Source organism: Acinetobacter sp. 1130196, from assembly GCF_000588095.1.
Taxonomy (GTDB): Bacteria; Pseudomonadota; Gammaproteobacteria; order Pseudomonadales; family Moraxellaceae; genus Acinetobacter; species Acinetobacter nosocomialis.
Genome location: NZ_JFWX01000009.1, coordinates 16,122 through 39,485, shown reverse-complemented (window position 1 = coordinate 39,485; position 23,364 = coordinate 16,122). Strand labels below are relative to the sequence as shown.

21 protein-coding genes and 1 tRNA gene are annotated in these 23,364 nt (G+C 38.0%); 11 read left to right on the top strand and 11 right to left on the bottom strand.

Going from position 1 to position 23,364, the window contains the following annotated elements:
* The first annotated feature begins 193 nt into the window (after positions 1-193).
* Positions 194-1,369 (top strand): DUF262 domain-containing protein, encoded by a 1,176-nt coding sequence (locus tag J671_RS10805; protein ID WP_031982250.1) that lies wholly within the window; start codon positions 194-196, stop codon positions 1,367-1,369.
* Positions 1,362-2,240 (top strand): MAE_28990/MAE_18760 family HEPN-like nuclease, encoded by an 879-nt coding sequence (locus tag J671_RS10800; RefSeq protein ID WP_133056942.1) that lies wholly within the window; start codon positions 1,362-1,364, stop codon positions 2,238-2,240. The genes J671_RS10805 and J671_RS10800 overlap by 8 nt, the downstream gene beginning before the upstream one ends.
* Here the strand turns inward: J671_RS10800 and J671_RS10795 are convergent.
* The 4 genes from J671_RS10795 to J671_RS10780 all read right to left on the bottom strand — a co-directional run bounded on the left by J671_RS10795 (position 2,210) and on the right by J671_RS10780 (position 6,429).
* The gene (locus J671_RS10795) at positions 2,210-3,658 is read right to left on the bottom strand and encodes an Eco57I restriction-modification methylase domain-containing protein (protein ID WP_031982248.1); all 1,449 of its coding nucleotides are present in this window, start codon (positions 3,656-3,658) and stop codon (positions 2,210-2,212) included. The genes J671_RS10800 and J671_RS10795 overlap by 31 nt on opposite strands.
* 442 nt (positions 3,659-4,100) lie before the next feature.
* A complete protein-coding gene (locus tag J671_RS10790; RefSeq protein ID WP_031982246.1) occupies positions 4,101-5,108 on the bottom strand; it encodes a UPF0489 family protein in 1,008 nt (335 codons plus the stop codon).
* A 305-nt stretch (positions 5,109-5,413) separates the two neighbouring features.
* Positions 5,414-5,737, bottom strand: coding sequence for an AzlD domain-containing protein (locus J671_RS10785; protein WP_031982244.1), 324 nt, complete (start codon positions 5,735-5,737; stop codon positions 5,414-5,416).
* Positions 5,734-6,429 (bottom strand): AzlC family ABC transporter permease, encoded by a 696-nt coding sequence (locus J671_RS10780; RefSeq protein ID WP_031982243.1) that lies wholly within the window; start codon positions 6,427-6,429, stop codon positions 5,734-5,736. Before J671_RS10780 ends, J671_RS10785 begins: the two co-directional genes overlap by 4 nt.
* A 68-nt stretch (positions 6,430-6,497) precedes the next feature.
* Here J671_RS10780 and J671_RS10775 point away from each other — a divergent pair, with 68 nt between their 5' ends.
* Together J671_RS10775 and J671_RS10770 are read left to right on the top strand one after the other, a co-directional pair.
* Entirely contained in the window at positions 6,498-7,046 is a 549-nt protein-coding gene (locus tag J671_RS10775; RefSeq protein ID WP_000081859.1) for a helix-turn-helix domain-containing protein, read from the top strand.
* Between the two features lie 305 nt (positions 7,047-7,351).
* A complete protein-coding gene (locus tag J671_RS10770; RefSeq protein ID WP_031982242.1) occupies positions 7,352-8,794 on the top strand; it encodes an amino acid permease in 1,443 nt (480 codons plus the stop codon).
* Between the two features lie 61 nt (positions 8,795-8,855).
* On the opposite strand, the gene J671_RS10765 is transcribed toward J671_RS10770, so the two are convergent.
* Complete coding sequence (locus J671_RS10765) at positions 8,856-10,355, bottom strand: PLP-dependent aminotransferase family protein (RefSeq protein ID WP_002052153.1); 1,500 nt, start codon at positions 10,353-10,355, stop codon at positions 8,856-8,858.
* Between the two features lie 156 nt (positions 10,356-10,511).
* Here J671_RS10765 and gabT point away from each other — a divergent pair, with 156 nt between their 5' ends.
* Positions 10,512-11,804: a 4-aminobutyrate--2-oxoglutarate transaminase gene (gene gabT / locus J671_RS10760; RefSeq protein WP_031982241.1), complete on the top strand. Its 1,293-nt coding sequence runs from the start codon at positions 10,512-10,514 to the stop codon at positions 11,802-11,804.
* Positions 11,801-13,249 carry an NAD-dependent succinate-semialdehyde dehydrogenase gene (locus J671_RS10755; RefSeq protein ID WP_031982240.1) on the top strand — a complete coding sequence of 483 codons (1,449 nt, stop codon included), beginning with the start codon at positions 11,801-11,803 and terminating at the stop codon, positions 13,247-13,249. The genes gabT and J671_RS10755 overlap by 4 nt, the downstream gene beginning before the upstream one ends.
* A 104-nt stretch (positions 13,250-13,353) precedes the next feature.
* On the opposite strand, the gene J671_RS10750 is transcribed toward J671_RS10755, so the two are convergent.
* Complete coding sequence (locus tag J671_RS10750) at positions 13,354-14,328, bottom strand: LysR substrate-binding domain-containing protein (RefSeq protein ID WP_031982239.1); 975 nt, start codon at positions 14,326-14,328, stop codon at positions 13,354-13,356.
* 20 nt (positions 14,329-14,348) lie between these two features.
* Positions 14,349-14,975 carry an isochorismate family cysteine hydrolase YcaC gene (ycaC, locus tag J671_RS10745; protein WP_002052204.1) on the bottom strand — a complete coding sequence of 209 codons (627 nt, stop codon included), beginning with the start codon at positions 14,973-14,975 and terminating at the stop codon, positions 14,349-14,351.
* Positions 14,976-15,250: 275 nt separating this feature from the next.
* Between ycaC and J671_RS10740 the strand changes: the two genes are divergently transcribed.
* From J671_RS10740 to J671_RS10725, 4 genes are all read left to right on the top strand, one after another.
* Positions 15,251-16,123, top strand: a complete 873-nt coding sequence (locus tag J671_RS10740; RefSeq protein WP_002052147.1) for a pirin family protein — start codon at positions 15,251-15,253, stop codon at positions 16,121-16,123.
* A gap of 439 nt (positions 16,124-16,562) precedes the next feature.
* The gene (locus tag J671_RS10735) at positions 16,563-17,861 is read left to right on the top strand and encodes an FAD-dependent oxidoreductase (protein WP_031982238.1); all 1,299 of its coding nucleotides are present in this window, start codon (positions 16,563-16,565) and stop codon (positions 17,859-17,861) included.
* Between the two features lie 4 nt (positions 17,862-17,865).
* Positions 17,866-18,693, top strand: a complete 828-nt coding sequence (locus tag J671_RS10730) for an SAM-dependent methyltransferase (protein ID WP_022576039.1) — start codon at positions 17,866-17,868, stop codon at positions 18,691-18,693.
* An 8-nt stretch (positions 18,694-18,701) separates the two neighbouring features.
* Entirely contained in the window at positions 18,702-19,127 is a 426-nt protein-coding gene (locus tag J671_RS10725; RefSeq protein WP_022576038.1) for a GFA family protein, read from the top strand.
* Between the two features lie 331 nt (positions 19,128-19,458).
* Here the strand turns inward: J671_RS10725 and J671_RS10720 are convergent.
* From J671_RS10720 to sxtP, 3 genes are all read right to left on the bottom strand, one after another.
* Positions 19,459-19,534: transfer RNA gene (locus J671_RS10720), tRNA-Thr, on the bottom strand.
* A gap of 111 nt (positions 19,535-19,645) precedes the next feature.
* Entirely contained in the window at positions 19,646-19,972 is a 327-nt protein-coding gene (locus tag J671_RS10715; protein ID WP_031982236.1) for a gamma-glutamylcyclotransferase family protein, read from the bottom strand.
* Positions 19,973-19,995: 23 nt separating this feature from the next.
* Positions 19,996-21,240: a multidrug efflux MFS transporter SxtP gene (gene sxtP, locus J671_RS10710; RefSeq protein WP_031982235.1), complete on the bottom strand. Its 1,245-nt coding sequence runs from the start codon at positions 21,238-21,240 to the stop codon at positions 19,996-19,998.
* 139 nt (positions 21,241-21,379) lie between these two features.
* Between sxtP and sxtR the strand changes: the two genes are divergently transcribed.
* A complete protein-coding gene (sxtR, locus tag J671_RS10705) occupies positions 21,380-22,300 on the top strand; it encodes a multidrug efflux pump transcriptional activator SxtR (protein WP_031982233.1) in 921 nt (306 codons plus the stop codon).
* Here sxtR and J671_RS10700 read toward each other — a convergent pair.
* The gene (locus tag J671_RS10700; RefSeq protein WP_031982231.1) at positions 22,297-23,184 is read right to left on the bottom strand and encodes a DMT family transporter; all 888 of its coding nucleotides are present in this window, start codon (positions 23,182-23,184) and stop codon (positions 22,297-22,299) included. The genes sxtR and J671_RS10700 overlap by 4 nt on opposite strands.
* Positions 23,185-23,364 lie beyond the last annotated feature (180 nt).

Genomic DNA, 23,364 nt, shown 5'->3' with positions numbered 1-23,364 from the left:
TTATATGAATCTGAAAGTATTATTATAGATTATGAGCAAGGTATTTCTAGAGTACTATATTTTATTTCAGCTTCTCCAAATAGAAAGCTACTAGCGATTATGGAGGTAATATATTGATATATTGATATATTGAAAGTTAAGAAAGTTGTGTTATCATTCAAAGGATTAAATAAAAAATTATTTGAGTTTAAACATGCTTACTGATGAACAGCAAAAAGAAATACTAAATACAATTCAAAAAGCAAGAGAAGAGATTAAGCCCGATAATGTAAGGCTTTCAATTGGGGAGGTTATTTCTATTTATAAAAATAATGAACTAATTCTGAATCCAAATTTTCAACGAGTATTTAGATGGTCTTTAATTCAAAAATCTAGATTAATAGAATCTATTATTTTAGGTATACCTTTACCTCCAATATTTGTGTCTGTTGATATACAATCAATATGGACTGTTATCGATGGTGTACAACGTTTATCTACTATCTTACAATTTACTGATAATTTAGAAGCTGAACTCGCAGATAATAATAATGATGATATAGATGAAGATGATGAGGACGTTGAAGTTGAAACTGATACAGAATTAGAAGAAAGTGAAATAGAAAAGAAGAAAGGATTTAAACTAACAGGTTTAAAAAAACTAGATAATTTAAATGGTTTAAGTTGGGGCGAATTGGGTGTTGATATTCAACGACTAATTAAACGCCATTACTTAGACGTTGTATCAATATCAACGGTTAAGTATGAAGAAACAAAATTTGAAATGTTCCAACGTTTGAATACTGGAGGCAGTTCTCTTTCTGATCAAGAAAAGAGGAATTGTATAATTATTATGAAAAGTGAAAACTTTTATAATAGATTAAAAGAATTCGTTGAAACATCTACATTTAAAGAGTTATTAAAGATTAAAAAAGGAAAAATAGAAACAGATTATCATCTTGAACTACTTTTAAGATATTTAATTGCGAAAGGTAATATTTATGATATGTCTAAGTATCCATATACAACAACGTTGATGAAAGAGTTTATTGATGATGAAACTATTTTGTTAATTAATAGTGAGTTTAATTTAGCAATGGAACTTAATATTTTAGATAAAACATTAAAATTCCTAAAAGAAGAAGTAAATGAAAATATATTTAAAAAGAAAGAAGTTGGGGCGTTTAATTTAAGTAAGTATGAAGCTTTATTGGTTGGAGTGGCAAGCAATATAGATAATATTATTGAAAATAAAAATAAATTTTTAGAAATTTATAAAGAAATAGAGAATCAAGATTGTTTTAAAAATGGATCTAAACGTGGAAGAAAAGCTTTAGAACGCTTCAAAATTTTAAATGACTTTTCTCGAGAGTATTTTAAAAATGTGTAGTAATTTTGAAGAATTCGAAAATGAAATTTATAGGGATTTGAGCTGGAGAAAAGCAGAAATTCAAGACTTCAATACAGAAATAAAATATCCTTCGACTGATCGTTTGATTACGGAACAAGTTGAAAAGGCTGTTAGAAAGTCTTTGATATTACTTATTTATAGTCATTGGGAGGGATTTATAAAAAGGACTGCTAAACAGTATTTAAAATATATTGTAAATAAAGAAATTCCTTCTAAAAGATTAACAGAAAACTTTCATGTTCTTGTTATTAAAGGGCATTTTTTTTCAGCATCAGATCAAATAAAGCAAAGTCAAAAAAATTCTTTATCTATGGAATTGTTTAATAGAATAGTTAAAGATTATGCTGAAAAAATGGAAAATAAATTTTTCTTAAATATTGATATGAATAAAGAGCGAGATTCCTCTATTATTGATACTAATAGTAATTTAAGTTCAAGTATTTATAAGAATATATTTGACTGCCTAGGAATAAAATTTTATCCATGTTTTGAGCTTCCACCACAAAAATCTTTTATCAATAGTGGAAATTTAAATCCTAATATTCTTGTGCAGATCCTAGATAAAACTCTTATCGATTCTCGAAATCATATCGCACACGGGAACAAGAATGATCCTCAAACACTTATAGATTTACACAAGTTTGATGTTTTGAAAGATTTAATTTTTCTGTTAATGGATAATTTTGTAGATACCATCCTAACTTTTGCAGAAAAAGAATATTTTCTTCAAGAGAAAAGTATTGAGGCAGAACAACATATCTTAGATGTTGACTTAAATTTATCAGCAAGTTTAAATCAAAAAATAAGCTCATATATTAGTCAGTTAGAGAGTGCAGAATGTGATGTATAGTTAATCCCAAGGCTTTCAAGATATTCTTTAGATGGAATAGGTATATCTCTAATATCAGAAGCATTAATTTGTGTAAGACCTGAGATTACTGAAAAATAATTATCGATTAATTCAGATTTTAAAAATATCGCTAAACCTAAGATTTCTAATTTACTTATTTTTCTACTGGTATGATAAATATAGTTAAGATGATTTTCTACGGCTAAAAATTCATTAGATTTTTCAGAAAAGTATATGCCTAGAGCAATTCTATGGCGGCTTTCTTTTACACTTATTCTTCTTAAAAATATATAATTTTGATTTTTAATTAACCATTTTTGGTATTCTCCCCTCATTAAAAAGAATTTATTCTTTTTAGAGTTTTTATATTCTAATAAATTAAAATTGTTAGGGCTAATATGATGTGAATTATAAACTATAATCGAATTGGGTTGCCAATCATCAATAATATTTTTATTCCTAAATTGTACAATTTTTCCAGTTGAAACCTTGTATCCTTGTTGATTAAATGTTTCTGTAAAATTTAAAAGCTGAAGATATAGATCCATAGATTTTTTATTTCTAGGGATAGCAATAATATTTTTTCGAGATTGATTTAAAATAATACTTGAAGGATATTTTTGAATATTCAAATTTTCTGATGTCAATTGTTCAATACAATCTGAATTACTAATAGTAATTTCAAGTTGAATACTTGATCTTTTAATTTTAAAAATTACATTTTCTTGTTGAATTTTATCATTTTTAAAGATGGCAATCCTTGAATTAAATAAATGTATGTATTCTATACAGTTGTCATTAATTAATTTATTTCTAAACTCTTCAAAATTTGAACCATTTGTAAAACTGCGAGGTGTAATAAAAATTAATTGTCCATTTTTTTTGAGTTGATTTATTGATTTTAATATAAATGATGCATAAATATTAGGACTCTTTTTTATAAGTCCATTCTTATTTGTTCGGTATTTACTATCTTTAGAAAGCTTGAAGTAGGGTGGATTAATTACCGTAATATCATATTCTTCATTCGTTTCTTTCAATAGAAAATCTTCAATAAAAACTTTGAAGCTAAGATCTATATTTAGTAACTTTTTTAGGTTTTCTAAATTATCTTGTAATTTTTTTGCTGTATCTAAATCAATTTCATAAGCATCTAAATGTATTTTTTTCACGCCCTTACTAACTAAAAAAAGAATTGTACTGATAGATAACATTCCCAGCCCAGCACATGAATCCAATAACTTATAAATATCTCCCTCTACTGAGATCAAGGAAGACATGAAGCTAGCTATCTCTTTAGATGTAAAAAATTGACCAATATTTTTTTTGAACTCATTTGAAGTATTTGATGCATGAATAATTTGTAAGAGTTCTAAGTGCTCTAAAAAATTATTTGCTTCTTCAAAATGTAAATCCATATCAACAACGTATAAGTTTTAAGGGTGAGGAAAGTTAGTATTCTATTTGATAGCTCGTAAAAAGTGTAAAGTTTCATAAGCCCTGACCATAAAATAATTCATAAGCTTCCTATGCAACTTTACAAATATCGATAATTTCCATATAAGTTTATGAAAAAAATAATATTTATATTTCATATGGCCTTCTTCAAAATTACTTTGCCTGATGATATGAAACAAGCTGATATCGCTAATATTTGTCGAGTAGTCCTATGTAAGTGAATGGTACCCCCCTTAAAAATAAAGGTGTACCTCTTTGGGACTAGCTCGCGAAGTACACCGTGGTCTTTGTAGAATATCTCTAAATTTTTTGAGTTATAAAACTTATCATTTAATGATTCCAGTCGAGATATCAATATGAGATAAATTTGAATTTGCTGGATAGAGTTGCTCTGTATTCATATTATTTATTGCGAGATGTTGCTATGTAGATATGTTTTTTTAATTCGCTTAGCAAAAAATCTGAGTTAAAAGAGTACTCATTTTCAGCCTCTTCTTTACCCATAAGAACACATGCACTTTCTTTTGCAATTGTGATAGCTTGTGCATGCCGTATCAAGGCGTAAAAACATTCATAATTTCGTGGATTAATTGACTTAGTGTTATGAAAATAATCCAGATCAATATCAAGTATGTATGGCTCTTCTGTAACAACTTTACCTGTTGTAGTAATTGTCATGCTACTTGCTAGCCCAATCTGATTAAATAAAAAACAATCATCAATAACGTTACTGTTATATGCATGCATACATGAATCTTCATCTGCACTACTAAGACCATCACATTTTATATTAGGTTCAACAATAAACATTTTATCTGTAGGCATAGTATAGGTTTTTATAAAACTTAAATCGTCTTCATAGGGATAGCTAGGTTCAATGAGAGTTTTTAGTTTATCTAATTGCCCACTGTTAAATGCTTCCTTTATGTTACGATCATACTCAGTTTGTTTTTGGCGATATTCTTTGATTAAATTTGACTCGGTAGGTGGTTCAATCATATTACTACTAGGTAATGTTATTGAATAACTTAATATGCCTAATTTAATGGATAAATCTATATGTTCATCGTTGCGAAGATCTTTTAACAATGGTTCCATTTGATCATAATTATATACTTCTGCTAATTCTTTAAGTTTTAATATAAGCAAAGAAATTTTAGACTCAATTTCGTAATGTTTTTGTTCACAATCTCTCGCTTGTTGTATTTGAGTCCCATAATAAAGTCTGAAAGCTTTCATCGTATCAGTATGGTGATCTAATGTTATTAGGTGTGGGGTTGATTGTATTCTCTCTTTAATCATCAACCAAGGTATAACTGCTGTAGCATGATCCTCGAATATATAAACTGGCTTATTATTAATATATTCTAATAAAAAATCTTTTTTGTTATATAAATAGTCCGTCTGCATTTTAATCTCTAAAAAATTCAATTCATAATTATGATAACTTAAATAGCTTGTTGTTAACTTGTGATAAGTCAATCTTAGATATAGAAAAGATATATTTAGATAATTTCATTTGAGCTACTTTTGTAAAGTTAAAAAGACGTAAGATCTCATAAATCAAAAAAAAGCTCTTCTTAAACACTTTTAACTTTACAAAAAATTATTAATTAATTTTAAGTATTTGAATTAAAAAAATATATATAAAAAATATATGGACTTCCGTTCTAATCAAAAGTTTAAAAAAAGGCGAGTTTATCTCGCCTTTTTTATTACTCAATTCCGAGCAAACGTATTAGGGCCGTGCCAGCAGCTGCCAAGCAAATCACCAATAAAAGCGGTACTTTTTTCCAAACCAAAAACAGTGCTAAGCCAACACCGAATATACGTGCGAAACCCGCGAAGTGTTGGCCTTCAAAAAATGTCGTCGTGACCGCAATCGCACACAGTAAAACCGTTGCGCCGTTTGATAGTAAAACTTGGTATTTTTCGGAAAAAGAGAATTTGGCACCCAAGTGAAAACCGGCAAAACGAATACTATAAGTCCCCAGTGCAAGTAGGGCTATACCTAAAATAATAAGTAACTGTTGACTCATTTCTTTCTACCCCATATCAAGCCAAAAAGCGAAATCAGAATCGGAAGTCCTGAGGCCAAAAAAGGTGTAGTAATTAGCGCTAAAGTTGATCCGGCAAATGCAGCTTTTCGGGTAGATTTGTTCTTTAACGCATTAAAAGTAAGTGCAATTAAAATGGCAGGGAAAATGGCATCTAGACCAAATGTTTTCGGGTCTGGAATAGCACTTCCAATAAAATAACCCGCAGTGACACCGAGTGGCCAAGTCAGCATGATGCCTATACCACATAACCAATAAGCGGCTTTTTTTGTCTCGAAATCAGGTTGTGCCATACCAAACAAAACGCTTTCATCATTCATGATATGAGCTCCGAAATATCGAGAGAATTTACCTCGGATTAGTTCATTGACCGCAATCCCAAAAGGCAAGTGCCTTAAATTGACGAGTAGTCCTGCAATCGCAGCCGCAATTGGGCTACCACCTACAGCCAAGAAACCAATAAAAATAAATTCAGCAGTTCCTGCAAGCACAAAGACAGATAGGCAAAGCGGGATCCAGAGTGCTAAGCCATAACTTGCAGCGAGTGAACCTAAAGACATACCAACCACGCTGGTTGCTAGACACACAAAGAAAATCGAGCGAGTAGTGTCTTTACTAAGTTTTTTAATCAGAGAGTATGTAGACATAGCATGATATAACGAACGATTTTCCATTATAATGAATAAGTCTGATTGTTTTGTCAAAACGAACGATCGTTTTTTTTATAGAACGGGTAGAATGAATGTCTCAGCCAATTGAAATTATTGCCAAAGGTTTAACGCGTGAACGCCAAAGAGCAGGTCTTTCATTGGCAGAGGTTGCACGCCGTGCAGGTGTTGCCAAATCTACACTTTCTCAATTAGAGGCAGGGCAAGGGAATCCAAGTATTGAAACCTTGTGGGCACTTTGTGTTGCACTCAATATTCCATTTGCACGTTTAATGGAAGAACCGAGCAATCAAGTGCAAGTCATTCGCTGTGGTGATGGGCCAACGGTGAGTTCGGAGATTGCCAATTACAAAGCAATTTTGTTGGCGACCTGTCCACCCCATGCGCGCCGAGATGTGTATTTATTGATTGTTGAACCGGGTGAAGATCGACTTTCAGAACCACATCCGGTCGGTTCTGTCGAACATATTATTGTAGTGGAAGGGCGAGCTTTGGTGGGTTTAATTGATGAAGCGGTTGAGCTGGGTGTTGGAGATTATATTTGTTATCCAGCCGATCAAAAACATATATTTAGAGCCTTAGAAACAGGCACAAAAGCGTTATTAATTTCTGAACAAAACTAAAGTATTTCAAACTGCTTAAAATAAAAACTAAAAGCCATTTAGCCTCACTTAATACAAAAAGGGCCAATTTTGCGTATAAATTTTGCAATTGGCTCTCTCTTTTATTACAAAAATGGCTCTCGTTTCTTGAGAGCCGAAACGACAAATTAAAGCCATTGGAAGTATGCATACAGAAGCGCCGGATAAGCTCAGTGAATTTTCTGTTTTAGGAGTTGAGCAGAACGGCTAAATTTTTAGGGGATATTTTTTGGCTTCGGAGGATTTCCGAGACTAGCCGATATCCTCCATATATTAAGGAAAATGATATGGCAGCTCATCAAAATGGTTCTGAAGCCAATCACTCCCAAAGTTTAAAACATGGACTTAAATCACGCCACTTAACCATGATCTCGATTGCTGGGGTTATTGGTGGCTCTCTCTTTGTTGGCTCAGGCAGTATTATCTACAACACCGGTCCGGTGGTTTTTCTAACTTATGCTTTAGGTGGTTTACTCGTTTGGTTCATCATGCGTATGTTAGGCGAGATGGCCGTTTTAAATCCCGACAGTGGCTCTTTTTCAACTTATGCGGATCGTGCGATTGGCCGTTGGGCAGGATTTTCAATTGGTTGGTTGTACTGGTGTACACTGGCAATGCTCATGGGCTGGGAAGCTTATGTAGCAGGAAAAATTTTAAATAACTGGTTCCCGTTTATACCGATCTGGGTCTATATGACCGTGGTGATTGGTGCACTGGTTGCTGTTAATTTACAAAACGTCAAGAACTATGGTGAATTCGAGTTCTGGTTTGCACTCATCAAAGTGATCGCGATTGTTGTTTTCCTTGTGATTGGTAGCTTAGCCATCATGCATTTATGGCCTTGGGGTAATCCGGCTGCATCTGGTATTAGTAACTTAACCTCTCAAGGCTTTATGCCAAATGGCGGTTCATCAGTGATTACCGCCTTGCTTGGGGTGATGTTTGCCTATATTGGCGCTGAAATTGTGACTGTAGCAGCAGCAGAGTCGGCAAATCCATCTAAAGAAATTCGTAAAGCTTCGAACTCTGTGGTTTGGCGAATTATTTTATTCTACGTTGGTTCAATGTTTGTTGCGGTATGTTTAATTCCTCACAACAATGAACTTTTGAAAGATTCAACTTGGGGTACTTATAGCGTTACGTTGTCTGCTCTTGGTATTCCGGGCGCGCGCCATATTGTAAATTTTGTAGTGTTAACGTCGGTATGTAGTTGTTTTAACTCGGCGCTTTACACATGTTCACGAATGTTATTCTCACTATCTAAACGTGGTGATGCACCGAAAAGTTTTGGTTCTGTAAACAGTAAAAGTAGTCCGTTGGTGGGCGTGATTGTGTCATGCTTCTTCTCTGTAATTGCCGTGATTTTAACTGCAACCAAGAGTATGGATGTGTATGACTTTTTCATGCTAACAACAGGCGCGGCAACACTATATGTGTACTTAACCATTGCTTATTCTCAGCTTCGTATGCGTAAAAAGTTAGAAGCTGAAGGCGTGAAAATTGACTTTAAAATGTGGATGTTCCCTTACTTAACTTACCTGGTGATCTTTGCAATTATTGGTGCAATTCTCACCATGCTGATTGAAGGTACTTATTTTAAAGAAGTGATTTACACTACAGCGCTGTTCGGCATTATTGTGTTCTTCGGATTGTTGTCTGAAAAACTGGGATGGGGTAAAGAGCGTCGCGCAACCCATTTAACTCATAGCCATGAAGAAAAATTAGTTTAGAATTTTTAAACCAAAAGAGCCTCACAATGAGGCTCTTTTTTTATTTACTCAGATAAAAAGATCAATTCAGCGTAGGTACGCCTGCTTCACGTAAGCATTGGAGCAAGACACCAAAAGCCATCACCATGTCTTTTTCATTTACACAGGCAAAGCCCATCAGCAGTCCACGTTCGGCATGTGCATGCGACTGCATGTAGTACTGAGACAGTGGACGAACTTTAACACCACGTTCAAGCGCTGTGGCTGCAATCGCGACATCATCGCAAGCGTTCGGCAGTTTTAAAACCAGATGTAACCCTGCCGCTTCGTCATATTCATGAATAAATTCGGGGCCAAGGTAGCGTTGAATTAAACTCACCAAGTAGTCACGGCGTTTACCATAGAGCAGGCGCATACGGCGAATATGCGCTTCATAATGACCTTCACGAATAAATTCAGCGAGAGCCTTTTGCTCAAGCAAGTGCCCACCACGGTAAAGCTCGGCTGCGACAATACGTAACGGTGAAAATAGCGGCTTAGGGACGACCAAATATCCAATTCTTAAAGATGGATAAATGGTTTTACTAAACGTGCCCATATATAAAACAGGTGCGTTATTTTCTAAGCCTTGCAAAGATGGATAAGGCTGACCCGAGAAACGGAACTCACTGTCATAGTCATCTTCTACAATCCAGCTATTGTGCTGACGTGCGATTTGAATCAATTGTCTGCGTCGATCAAGGCTTAAATGTGAGCCAAGCGGATATTGGTGTGAAGGGGTGACAAAAATGAGTTTAGGCGGCTTTGCCGGATTTTCTTCAGGAATAATACCTTCAGCATCGACAGGCATGGGCTGAATATCGAGGCCATTAATTCGTAATGTATTACGCATTCCCCAATAAGCGGGATCTTCAATCCAGACTTTATCTCCCATATCACTCAGTGCACGTGAGACTAAATCAATCGCTTGATGAATGCCTTCGGTAATAATAATCTGGTCTGCATCGCACTGAACTGAACGTGCAACACGTAAGTAATCTGCCAACGCACTTCGAAGCTCTATACAGCCACCAGCGTTGCTATAAATCAGGCGGTTAATGTCCGGTTCGCGACTTAAGCGTGCTTGAATACGGCTAAAAATATGATGGGGAAACTCGGTAACATCGGGTGCTCCCGGAACAAAAGCACCCCATTGATGTGGCGAGGCCGCAGCATAGCCTAATAAGTTTGAACCACGCTGCGAGAGGGCATAAGAACTTTGAACACTTGGACTAGAAACTACTTTTTTCTTGTTTTGTGTATTTAAAAAACTCTCTGGTAACTTTTCGGCAACCCAAGTGCCATGTCCTGTCCGTGCTTCTAAGTAGCCTTCAGCCTGTAGTTGTTCGTAGGCGCTCAGCACCGTATTTCTTGAAACATGAATTTCACTGGCTAAGTCGCGTGATGCAGGTAGACGAGTCTTCGGCTGGATGACTCCATCAATAATGGCACCACGCAGGCAACGGAAAAGGCGTTGATGTAGTTTCCCTTCAGTGTCCTGTTGGAGTCGTTGCAGCAAATGATCTCCAAGTAAACTACGCAATTGGCTCTCTCCTACAGTTAAAAAGTGGCTCTCGTCAGTTGGCGTCAGACGAGCGAAATTACATGCATAGGCAGTCGTTGTAAAGCACCCTGAAAATTAAGCACAGGATGCAAGAAACCAAAGCTGCAACTGATGATGAAAATATGAGGGAATCAAATGGATAATCAACATTCTGCACTTAACGCACGTAAACAGCAAGCAACTCCACGTGGTGTAGGCGTGATGTGTCAGTGGTATGCGGAAAAAGCTGAAAATGCCACGCTTTGGGACAAGGAAGGCAACCAATTTATCGATTTTGCTGGTGGTATCGCGGTTTTAAATACAGGCCATCGCCACCCTAAAGTCATTGCAGCGGTGACTGAACAACTCACTAAATTTACGCATACTGCTTATCAAGTTACACCTTATGAAAGCTATGTGGCTTTAGCTGAACGTATTAATGAACGCGCGCCAATTGCTGGTCCTGCGAAGGCAGCTTTTTTCACAACAGGTGCAGAAGCAGTTGAAAATGCGGTGAAGATTGCCCGCTCTTACACAGGTCGTCATGGCATTATCACGTTTGGTAACGGTTTCCACGGCCGTTCATTTATGACTATGGCAATGACAGGTAAAACTGCGCCTTACAAACGTGATTTTGGTGTTATGCCAGCGGGTGTGTTCCACGCACGTTACCCTGTGCCTGCTAAAGGTATTTCAGTAGATGCGGCAATTGAAAGCGTTGAAAATATTTTCAGTGAAGATATTGCACCACATGATGTTGCAGCAATTGTACTTGAGCCAGTACAAGGTGAAGGCGGTTTCAATGTTGTGCCAGCCGAGTTCTTAAAACGTTTACGCGCAATTTGTGACAAGCACGGTATTTTACTTGTTGCTGATGAAGTGCAATCTGGTTTTGCCCGTACTGGTAAATTGTTTGCGATGAACCATTATGAAACTAAAGCAGATCTCATCACGATGGCGAAAAGCTTGGGCGGTGGTTTCCCTATTTCGGGTGTTGTGGGCCGTGCAGAAGTCATGGATGCGCCAAACCCGGGTGGTCTAGGCGGTACTTATGCAGGTAGCCCAATTGCAGTTGCAGCTGCGCATGCTGTGATTGACGCGATTGAAGAAGAAAACCTATGCGACCGTGCAAATGAATTAGGCGCTGAGTTAGTTGCTACGCTTAAAGATATTCAGCAAGCAACAGGCGACGTCGTAACTGATATTCGTGCATTAGGTTCAATGGTTGCAGTAGAACTTGAAACTGCTGAACAAGCAAAAGTTGTACAAAACTATGCAATGGAAAACGGGTTGTTACTTCTTACTTGTGGTAAATACGGTAATGTAATTCGTTTCTTATATCCATTAACCATTCCTGCTGAGCAATTCCGCCAAGGTCTTGATATCTTGAAACAAGGTTTTGCAATACTAAAAGCAGGTAGTGCAAAAGCAATGGAGCAATCTGCATGATTCAAAATAATTTGCAGTATTTATTAAAACATCCTGATATTTCATTAGAAGCACCTGCATCAAATGACTATATCGAGGTGAATGATGCTGCTACAGGTGAAACTTTGGCATGGGTAAAAACCTATGACCGTGCAGGGGTTGAAGCCGCAATTAACCGTTCAGCAAAAGCGCAGGCTGCTTGGAAAAAGCAAACTGCTTTGGCTCGTGCTGATGTGCTATTGGCATGGTACAACCTCATGCTTGAGCACAAAGAAAATCTGGCACAGATTTTAACGGCTGAGCAAGGTAAACCATTGGCAGAAGCACGTGGTGAAATTGGTTATGCAGCTTCATTTATTCGCTGGTTTGCCGAGCAAGCACGTCGTATTGATGGTGAAGTGTTAACACCTACTCAACCAAATCAACGTCTGCTCGTAATTAAACAAGCGATTGGTGTTACTGCCGCGATTACACCATGGAACTTCCCGGCTGCCATGATTACGCGTAAAGCAGGTCCAGCGATTGCTGCAGGTTGTTCTATGTTGGTTAAACCAGCAGAACAAACGCCGTTAACCGCTTATGCACTTGAAGTATTGGCTTTACAGGCAGGCTTACCAGCCGATGTTTTAATTAACATTAGTGGTGATGCGGTTGAAGTGGGTAAAACCCTATGCGAAAGCGATATTGTTCGTAAGTTAAGCTTTACAGGTTCAACACAAGTTGGCCGTATTTTGATGCAACAATGTGCGCCAACCATTAAGAAACTTTCGCTTGAACTCGGTGGTAATGCACCAGTTGTAGTATTTGACGATGCTAATCTTGAACAAGCAGTTCAGGGCATTATGGCAAGTAAATATCGCAACAGTGGTCAAACCTGTGTATGTGCTAACCGTATTTATGTTCAAGACGGTATTTATGATGCGTTAGCAGAGCGTTTGGTTGAAGCCGTGTCTAAGCTGAAAGTTGGCGATGGCCGTCAAGAAGGTTCAACTCAAGGCCCTTTAATTGATGAAGATGCGATTGCAAAAGTTCAGTCTCATATTGCAGATGCAACTGAGAAAGGTGCAACAGTTCGTATTGGTGGTCAACGCTCGACACTTGGCGGTACATTCTTTGAACCGACTGTGTTAACTGGCGTAACACAAGACATGAAAGTGTCTAAAGAAGAAACTTTTGGTCCGCTTGCACCACTGTTCCGCTTTAAAACTGAAGATGAAGCAGTGGCAATGGCAAACGATACCGAGTTCGGTTTAGCTGCTTATTTATTTACTCAAAGCACAGCTCGTCAATGGCGCGTGGGTGAGGCACTTGAGTACGGTATGGTCGGCATTAACACGGGCGCGATTTCAAACGAAGTTGCTCCGTTTGGTGGCGTAAAACAGTCAGGTCTAGGCCGTGAAGGTTCAAAATTCGGCATCGAAGAATATGTCGAAATGAAATATCTCTGCGTAGACTTATCTGAGTAAGGAACAAAACAAGTTCGTTTTGTTCTGAACGAAAACATGCAGCTATGCTGTATGTGATGTTTCACAAAAAACCGGTCATGCCCATTCATGACCGGTTTTTTTATTTAAGTCGGCAAATACCCTTCATGGCTTTCAGGTAAACGCCTGAGTTCTTCAATTAGCGTTTCAATGAGTTTTTCGACCACAAGGCGTTGGCCTTTTCGGGACACATAAACCAGTTGTAGCATGCCAATATTCGACTTCCAGTCAGGAAGAATATGAACCAGTGTGCCTTTACGAATTTCCGATTCAACGGTTAAAAAGGGCAGGTCAGCAATACCTAAACCATCCATCACAGAATAATAAACACCAGCCAAATCATTACTTTTGATTCGTGGTTGATAAAGTACATCAACCGATTCACCATTTCGAATATTGCATAAATGCCAAATATAATTTTGCTTTTGAGTGCCTAAACTAATACTTGGAAAGTCTTGTAATTCAGAATAATGTTCAATAGTTCGGCCTTGCAGTAATTCAGGCGAAGCCACTAGACAGTGATCGGTTTTAATCACATCACGAACAATTAAATTCGAATCTTCATTCGGTTCGAAATTGGTCCGAATCGCGAGGTCGATGTCATCATGCAAGATATCAACTCGGCGGCTGGTTAGCTCAAGCGATATTTCAACTTTAGGGTAGGTTTTTAGAAACTGATTTAAAATTTTTCTAATTTGAAAATGCATCATTAAAGGTGGGCAGCTGACTTTTACTAGTCCTTGAGGCTCACTTTTTTGTTTTAACAAAACGTTTTCTGCGCATTCAACTTGGGCAATAACTTTGCAGCATTCTTCGTAGAACTCTTGGCCTAAATCGGTCACTTTAAAATGGCGGGTTGTTCTTTGAATCAGGCTGACATTAAATTTATTTTCAAGGTCAATAATGCGTCGGCTGAGTTTGGACTTACTAATATTTTCAGCTTCACTGGCCGCACTAAAGCCGCCGTGTTTTACGACTAAATAGAAATAATAAAAATCATCAAAAGAGCTTATCAATGTCAGATCAATCCATTTAAATTTAAGATTAGAGCGCTTAAGCACTCTAATCTTAGCAATTCAGCTTATTTTTGCGATGTATTAAAGCTATAGCTTGTCATTAGGTTGCGGTAATCAGGAATATGATTTGAGAAGAGAGCACCTAAGCCTTCTACATCATTACGCCAGTCACGGTGTAACTCACATGCCATACCAAACCAAGTCATTAGCTGAGCACCTGCTTTTGACATACGGTCCCAAGCAGCATCACGGGTTAATTCATTGAAAGTACCAGAAGCATCAGTAATCACAAACACTTCGAAGCCTTCTGCGAGTGCAGATAGTGCAGGGAATGCGACACAAACTTCGGTCACCACACCTGCAATAATTAGCTGTTTTTTACCTGTCGCTTTAACTGCTTTTACGAAGTCTTCATTATCCCATGCATTAATTTGACCAGGACGTGGAATAAATGGTGCATCTGGAAAAAGTTCTTTTAGTTCTGGAACTAAAGGACCGTTTGGACCATTTTCAAAACTGGTCGTTAAAATCGTCGGTAAGTTAAAATATTTTGCTGCATCTGCAAGCGCTAATACATTATTTTTAAATTTATCAGGGTCGATATCTCGAACTAAAGAAAGTAAACCTGCTTGGTGGTCAACTAAAAGAACCGCAGCATTATCCTTGTCTAAACGTACGTAATCTTGAGCCATTTTTATATCCTCATGTTATCAAAATAAATAATCAAAATTATTAAGTAGGTCATTTGTGCCTAAAATTATGCTAGTTGAGTTTATTGTCGTGATTAAGTCTAAAAAATAGGATTAAGAATTTTAAAAATAGGACGATCTTTTAAAGAATACCGCAAACTTTATGATTGTCTCATATATGAAATAATGTGTTGCTAATCCTGATCTATAAACTGCAATTATTGAGGCGTAAAATTACTCTCAGTTCAAGAAAATCCTACATATATAGGAGAGATCAGATGAAGAAATTTCTTGGTGCATATCAAAATAACCACATGCATTGGGTTGGTGATGGTTTCCCTGTATATAACCTGTTCTCTTATGACCGTTTAGGCCAAACCCTAAGCCCATTTTTGTTACTGGATTATGCAGCGCCTTATAACTTCTCACCAACCACCGAACAACAAGGTGTAGGGTCACATCCTCACCGTGGCTTCGAAACTGTGACGATTGCCTACCAAGGTGAAGTGACACATAAAGACTCAAGTGGTGGTGGCGGAACCATTAAAACCGGTGACGTGCAATGGATGACTGCGGGTGCAGGAGTGTTACACGAAGAGTTCCATTCTCCTGAATTTGCAGAGCATGGCGGCTTGTTTGAAATGGTGCAATTGTGGGTAAATTTACCTTCACATTCAAAAATGACCCCTGGAAAATATCAAGCGATTGAAGCCAAAGATATTCCAGACATTGCGCTAGACGAGCACGGTAGCCATTTGCGTGTGATTGCAGGTGAATATGCAGATGCAAAAGGTGCAGCAACGACGTTTAGTCCATTAAACGTATGGGATGGTAAATTGGTCAAAGGCCAAAAACATACCCTTTATGTGCCTGAAGGGCATACCACCCTTGTGGTGATATTAGAGGGTGCGGTTGTCATTAATGATACAAACCGTCTTGAAGGTAAAACCGTTGCGATTTTATCTCGTGAGGGAGTTGAGTTTAGCTTAAATGCTGAAGAAGACACTAAATTCCTAGTGTTGACTGGTCAACCACTCAATGAGCCAATTGAAGGCTATGGACCATTTGTCATGAATACCAAAGCCGAGATTATGGAAGCGATTGATGATTTTAATCGTGGAAAATTCGGTTCAATCATGCAAGAAGCATAAATTGCTAAGCTGTTCTTAAAAATCTTTAAAAGCAAAGTAATAAAAAGCCCGCTATCAAGTGTGAATAGCGGGCTTTTTCGCTGTAAAGTTTCTATTTTTATGATGGATATCATTATTGTTTCGGCATTGTTTTGTGTGATTTAGTTCTCATTATTATGATGCCATGATATCGCAAAAAGGATTGCTTGTAAAACGAATGATATAAATATAGTTAAATTATCTCATTTTATTTAAAAGAATTTTTTTAAATTTTTAAAAAATATAGGTTTTTATACACTCATCTTCTTTTGTAAAATTTTATGAACGACAGCTTCACTAATTCGTTTAAATTCTTCTATATAAATTGATGCAAAAAATAAAAATCTGGTAGTTTTTAATACGGTGTTTTTTTAGGGTATGAGTGATAATCAAAAAAATTCTCGAAAAATGGGACATCATTTTGGATATCGCAATTATTGGCAGTGGAATGGCAGGACTTGCAGCAGCAAGAATCCTGAAAGATGCAGGACATACAATCACGATATTTGAAGCACTTCCTGGCCGGGGAATGGACAGTCATAGCATTGAGTTCGATGGTGGGATTATTGATGCACCATTGCGTGTTATGAACCCGCATCTATGGAAAAACACACTCAGCCTTGCTGCACACCTAGGTATTAAAACTTTTCCAGTACGTACCTACATGTCTTGTAGCTGGTTATTCGAAGATCGTACGGAAACATGGCTAACCACATCTCGTAGTCGTATTGGTAATTTCCCGATTATCAATAACCGTAAAGGCATTCAGCAATATGGCTGGCGTCTTGTTAAAGGGATGTTGCAACTAAAAACCGCGATTCACCAGTTCTTTAAATCTAAAAATCAAGATATTACTCTCGCTGAATTTATTAATCAGAACGATATTGAAGAAGTATTCTGGCATGGTGTAGTGATGCCGGTGCTTTATACGATTTGTACATGTAACCCAAAAACAATTGGTGACTGGCCTGCGAAAAACCTTCTTGAGTTTTTGCGTCATTTAACCGATGGCGACATGCTCTTGCGTATGAAAGGTGGTACACCTGCGTTTGTAGACAGCTTAATTAAAGGCATTGATATCCATAGCGGTTCGGCAATTAAAAAAGTTGAGCTACAAGGTGAAAAGGTTCTGGTCGAAAATGAGAAAGGTGACCAAGGTACATTTGACCGCGTTATTGTGGCGACACCAACTTCAAAACTTGAAGAGTTCTTAAATCCTGAACAGTTTGCAAAAGATATGAATCTGCTTAAACAGTTCCGCTTTGAACAAGGTGATTTGGTTATTCATACAGACGCAACAGTGATGCCGCCACGCCGTAAAGACTGGTCAGTGCTGAGCTATATGATGGACCGTAAGTTTACTCGTCAGCAGTTTACGGTTTGGATGAACGCGGTAGAGCCATCGCTTGTGGGTAAAAATCCTGTATTCCAGACTTGGCGTCCAGTGACTGATATTGACCCTAAAAAAATCATTTCAAAAGTGACCTTAACGCGTGCAGTTGTAGACTCACAAACCATTGCTTTAAACAAAGAGCTACAGCAACGTCACTTAGAACCAAACCGTAAAGTATTCTACTGTGGTTCATGGTCATGTGATGGTTTGCCAATTTTAGAATCAGCCGTGACTTCAGCAATGCATATTGCTGAAATCTTAGGTGCACCTTTACCATTTGTAGGATTAAAGCCTAAGGTTGAAGTTGCCCCAGAACTCGGTTACTAAAATTGTGAAAGCAAAAGTTCGAGCAGCTCTTTCTCGACTCGTTCCCCATAAATATGCAATTGATGCATCAAGTTTGGGGGATAGTGAAGAGCTTGCTTGGACAAATTTGGGTTTTTGGCAAAATACCCAAAGCTACCGTGAAGCTTGTCGCCAATTGGCTGACCATTTGGCACAAGCTGTCAATTTAAATTCAAAAGATCATTTACTTGATTTAGGCTGTGGGCAGGGCGCAAGTTTGCTGCACTGGTTACAGTACTATCACCCCAAAAGCCTCAGTGCAGTTGAACTACAAGCCTCGTGTGTTAATAAAATTCAAAAACTTATTCCTGAAATAAGTCAGGTTTTCTGCGGTTCATTTTTAAATTTAAAACAATTTGAATTTAAACAATGCTTCGATGTCATTTTATGTATCGATGCAGCTTATCACAGTCATTTAAATTCATTTCTGGATACGGTTACTCCAGTTTTAAATTCAAAAGGACGATTAGGTTTTCATTACTTAATGCGTGCCGACTCATGTCAAAACATGACGGCCTTTCAAGAACAAAAGCACCGTTATTTACTTAAGGCAGCCGATGTCACTTGGGAGGCTGTGCCAACCGAAGACATACTGAAAACTACCTTGGAACAACAAGGTTTTACAGATATTAAAATCGAAGATTTGTCAGAACAGGTATTATTAGGTTTTTCACAATATATTCGAAATCAACAAGGACAAAGCCATAGTCGAGGGTTGGCAAAGTTTAAAATTCAAATGACTGCAAAGTTGTGCCAACAACTCTATCAATATGGATATGTCCGTTATATTCAAATAACAGCAATAAAAAAATAGGATGTGCCATGTCAGTTAAATATCAAGGATCATGTTTATGTGGAGCTGTAAGCTATCAAAGCGATGCAGAGCCACGTTATAGTTTTAATTGCCATTGTCGAGATTGCCAAAAAGCCACAGGTTCGGCCTATGCGCCCATCGCTTTTTTTCATCAATCTGAATTGAAAATAACTGGCGAACTTAAATATTTTGAGACCGTCGGTTCTTCTGGCCGTCCTATTAAAAGAGCTTTTTGCCCGACTTGTGGTTCTCAGCTTTTTGGTTTACCTGAACTTGTTCCTGAAATGATCTCGATACGCGCAGGTACTTTGGATGACCCAAGTGTCTATCACCCTAAAGCGGAGGTTTTTGTGAGTCAGGCCTATGCTTGGGACATGTTGAACCCAAACCTTAAACATTTTGAAAAAATGATAGAGAAGAAGAAAGAAGGGTAGCTGTTCTGACAAGCTCGTACGCTTTTTCCTACATTCATTCAGGAAATTGACGTCTTTCTATGACCTAGTGAATTGCCTATGATGAACTCATCAGGAACAGGAAGTTCCAAAACGTAAAACAACAATAATAAGTTTAGGCATCAGGACGTGAGGTATTACAGGATGTATACCTAGTAACGAAATACGAAAAAAGCCCAACAGGAAGTTGGGCTTTTTTCATTTCTTATTAACGAATCTCTTTTTCGTCTAAGGCAACATAGCTAAAAGCTATATTTCAAAACCTACAAACAACAAAAAACCCCATAAATCAAATATTCATGAGGTTTAATGATGGTGCCGGCACACGGATTCGAACTGTGGACCTACTGATTACAAGTCAGTTGCTCTACCAACTGAGCTATGCCGGCGATGTGGAGTGAATTTTACAGTTTCTTAAAAAAAATACAAGCCAAAAAATGAGCATTTGGATTTTTTCTATCAATTTTTAAGCGCTTATGCGTTTGAGCTTTAAAAATGGCCTAAGGCTTCAACATATAAATAAAAGAATCAACATGTTCACCACTATTTAAAGTGACACGAACAGGTACTCTTTCGTACTCTTCGCCTTCAAAGTCATCCAGTAATTTCCAGTTTGCATCTAGATGTTCCGAGCTAAAAACAAAACCTTGCACTTGGTTAGCACTATCATCGAGTACAATTCCCGGATAGCCTAAATCTGCTCCCCAACCTTCATGACGTAGGGTTCCGTTTACCCAACCTTCTGCCCACTGGCCGCCAATATTTTCAAGTATATGCGCATTAGGGCGACCAGGGACTAAAGTGCCATAAACAAATAAACTCGACATGTAATTTTCCTTTCATGTATCAATTAATGCGCTTTCGCATGTGCGGTATAAACCACTAAAAATATTCCCAATAATGACAGTACAACAGTCAAAGCTACAATCGCACTCCAGCCACCGTGTAACCAGAACCAACCGCCCGCCGAGCCGACAATACTTGATCCCATATAGTAAAACAGCAAGTAAAGCGAACTGGCATGAGCTTTGGCTTGTTTGCTTTCAACACCAACTGAACTACTGGTGAGTGAGTGGGTAATAAAGAAGCCTGTGGTAATAAAGGCAATCCCAATAATAATGCCAAAAAGCGAACTGAGTAGGGTCATGAGGCTACCTATAATCATGAGCGCAAAGCCACTCATCATCATGGTTTTTTTACCAAAGCGATCGGCTAAGCTACCTGCCAACGATGAAGACACCATACCGAAGCTATACGACAAGAAAATAAGGCTAATTTGTGTCTGACTCAGTGAATAAGGCGCGCCACTTAAGCGGAAAGTCGCGTAGTTAAACAGAGTCACAAACACACTGGTGAGCAAGAAACCAATCGCAAACAGGCGTAATAATTTAGTATTGCTTAAATGAGCGCGCCACATTTGCATGTGAAAGCCTAAATTGAGCCCTTTTTTCTGCACAAAATTACGCGAAGCAGGCAGTAAGTTTAAAAAGGCAATTGAGCAAATAAAACAGATTGCGCCAAGCAAGCCTAAAGCGGTGCGCCATGAAAAATATTCAACCAAAATACCCATGCCGACACGGCCCATCATGCCACCAAAGGCTGTCCCTGCAATATATAACCCCATGGTTTTACCGAGGTGCTCAGGTGCAATTTCTTCGGCAATCCAAGCCATTGTCACTGCGGGTACACCGCCGAGTAATAAACCTTCTAGCGCACGTGCCATCAGCAAACTGTGCCAGTTCGGTGTAAACATCGAGACAATATTTAAAATTGCTGCACACAGCATGGACGTAAAGATTACACCGCGACGGCCAATCGCTTGTGAAAAGGCACTCGATAGCACAATCGAAATTGCTAAAAAAGCAGTCGTTAATGACAGTGCCAACGAGCTACTTGCAGGACTAATCTGGAAGCTTTGGCTAAAGGCAGGCAACAGTGGCTGCACACAATAAATGAGGGAGAAGCTGGCAAAACCTACAAGGAACAAGGCGAAACCTGCATGCTTATAGGCTTTAGTCCCTTTGTGAATCCACTCGCGGGAAAGAACAGACGTTGCCTCAGTGTTTAAAGTACTGGATGTAGATGAAGAGCTCATATCATGACCATGACAGAAAGAAAGAGCAGTGCTTTTGGGCATGCTGCATCGAGAAAATTCGATGAATTAAAATTAGCAATTTAGAAGGTATTTTTCTAATATATTTAACAATAGGTCATGATATGTTTTATATATAGCAATGGAACTTAGGCATATACGCTACTTTTTAGCGGTAGCAGAAGAAAAAAACTTTACCAAAGCTGCGCAGCGCTTAAACATGAGCCAGCCGCCTTTAAGCATGCAAATACGGGACTTAGAAGAAGAGCTAGGTGCAGATTTATTTATCCGTTCGCCTCATGGGGTGGAGCTGACCGAAGCGGGGCTTGCCTTTTTAAATGCGATACAGCCAGTACAGCAGCGTGTAGAAGATGCAGCAAACCTTGTTAAACAGGTAGCAAATGGCGAAGTCGGCCAATTACGATTAGGTTTTACAGGCACTTCAATGCTGAACCCTCTCATTCCTAAATGCGTTCGCTATTTTCAGCAGCAATATCCTAAAGTGGATTTAAAGCTTGAAGAAGCCAATACCTTGTTGCTCATCGATTTATTGCTTGAAGACCGTTTAGATGTCGCGATTATTCGTTCGCCACGTAATATGCCGGACAGTCTTATACTTCAAGAATTATTGGCTGAGCCACTTATTGCGGCTTTACCTTCCGAGTCTTTTAAACTGGACGATTCAACACAAGAAATTGATTTAACCGCACTACGAGAGCTTGACTTTATTGTCTCGCCACCGTCAGTAAGTGCAGGGCTTTTTGATGCGATAAAACAAGCCTGCCATGAGCGCGGCTTTGAACCTAAAATTGGACAAAACGCTCCGCAAATTGTGTCAATTTTATCGTTGGTGTCTGCAAACTTAGGCGTGTCTTTGGTGCCAGAGTCGACCAAACAATTGCAAATACAGGGTGTGGCTTATCGCTCTTTGAAAGCACCCATACCTACGGTAGGTTTAGGGCTTGCCTATAAGAAACATGCCCCTTCACAAATGGCGATTAACTTTGCCAGTGTGGTGCAAGTGGCTTGCCACCACGCCAACGAAATTGATGAAATTGGCTAGTTTGATTTCGGTGCTTTATTCATTAAAAAGATGCCTGAAATAATAAAAATCGCACCATATAAAAACGATAAGGTCGGCTGCTCATGAATGAAAACCCAAGCCATGAGCGCTGCAAAAATTGGTTCAGAAAGTTCGGTCACTTGCACCTTTGCTGCACTCATATAAGACAACGCTTTGGTGGTGCAGAAAAAGCCGAGTATGGTTGGCAGAACCGCTAAACCAATCAAACCTAAAACAATATCGGTACTAAAATTAATGCTATGCAAGTTGATTAAAAACGGAACTGCAAGATAAACACTACCAAATAGCAATAAATACTTAGTTAGAAACAGCCCGCCGTTTAATTTGAATTTTTTCACTAAAACTGAAAATAAGCCATAACCCGTACCCGCAATAGAAGCATTAATCAGCATTAAAAGGCTATTTTCACCTTTCCACGAAATAATACTAATCCCGGCAACCGCCAATAATGTTCCAATAAGCGAATGAATATAGATGCTTTCTTTTAAAATGAACCGACCAAAAAATAGGGCAGAAATAGCAGCCGAAGCCATGAGTACCACCACGACATTGGCGGCAGCACCATGGTTATAGGCAATGGTTTCAAAAAAGAATAGCGAGAAAATTCCTAAAAAAGCGCATATAGCAATTTGAGTAAAAACGCTGAGCTTACTTGGAGTGCTGCTAATGTACGCAATCTTTTGGCTGACAGGCACTTTAAATAAAAAAACACTTAAAAAGAAAAAGGCGATAATGGTTTTTAAAAAGGCAATGTCTTGTGGGTTTAAACCACTATGCATGAGTAATTTACTAATTACACCAATCGACGCATTTAAAGCCGCTGCACACAGTGCAAATAGGGTTCCAATAATTAAATTATTCACTCTTATAATTCTTCCTAAATTTTACGCATGCAGTCTACATGATTTTTTGGAGGAATATTCAATTAAAATAACCAGTTAAGGTTGAATATTTACAGTAGTTTATTCTGTATGGATTTAACCAGTTTTATAAAAAACTAAACACTTCTCATAGACTTTTGTTTCAAATAATTGTGATTTATA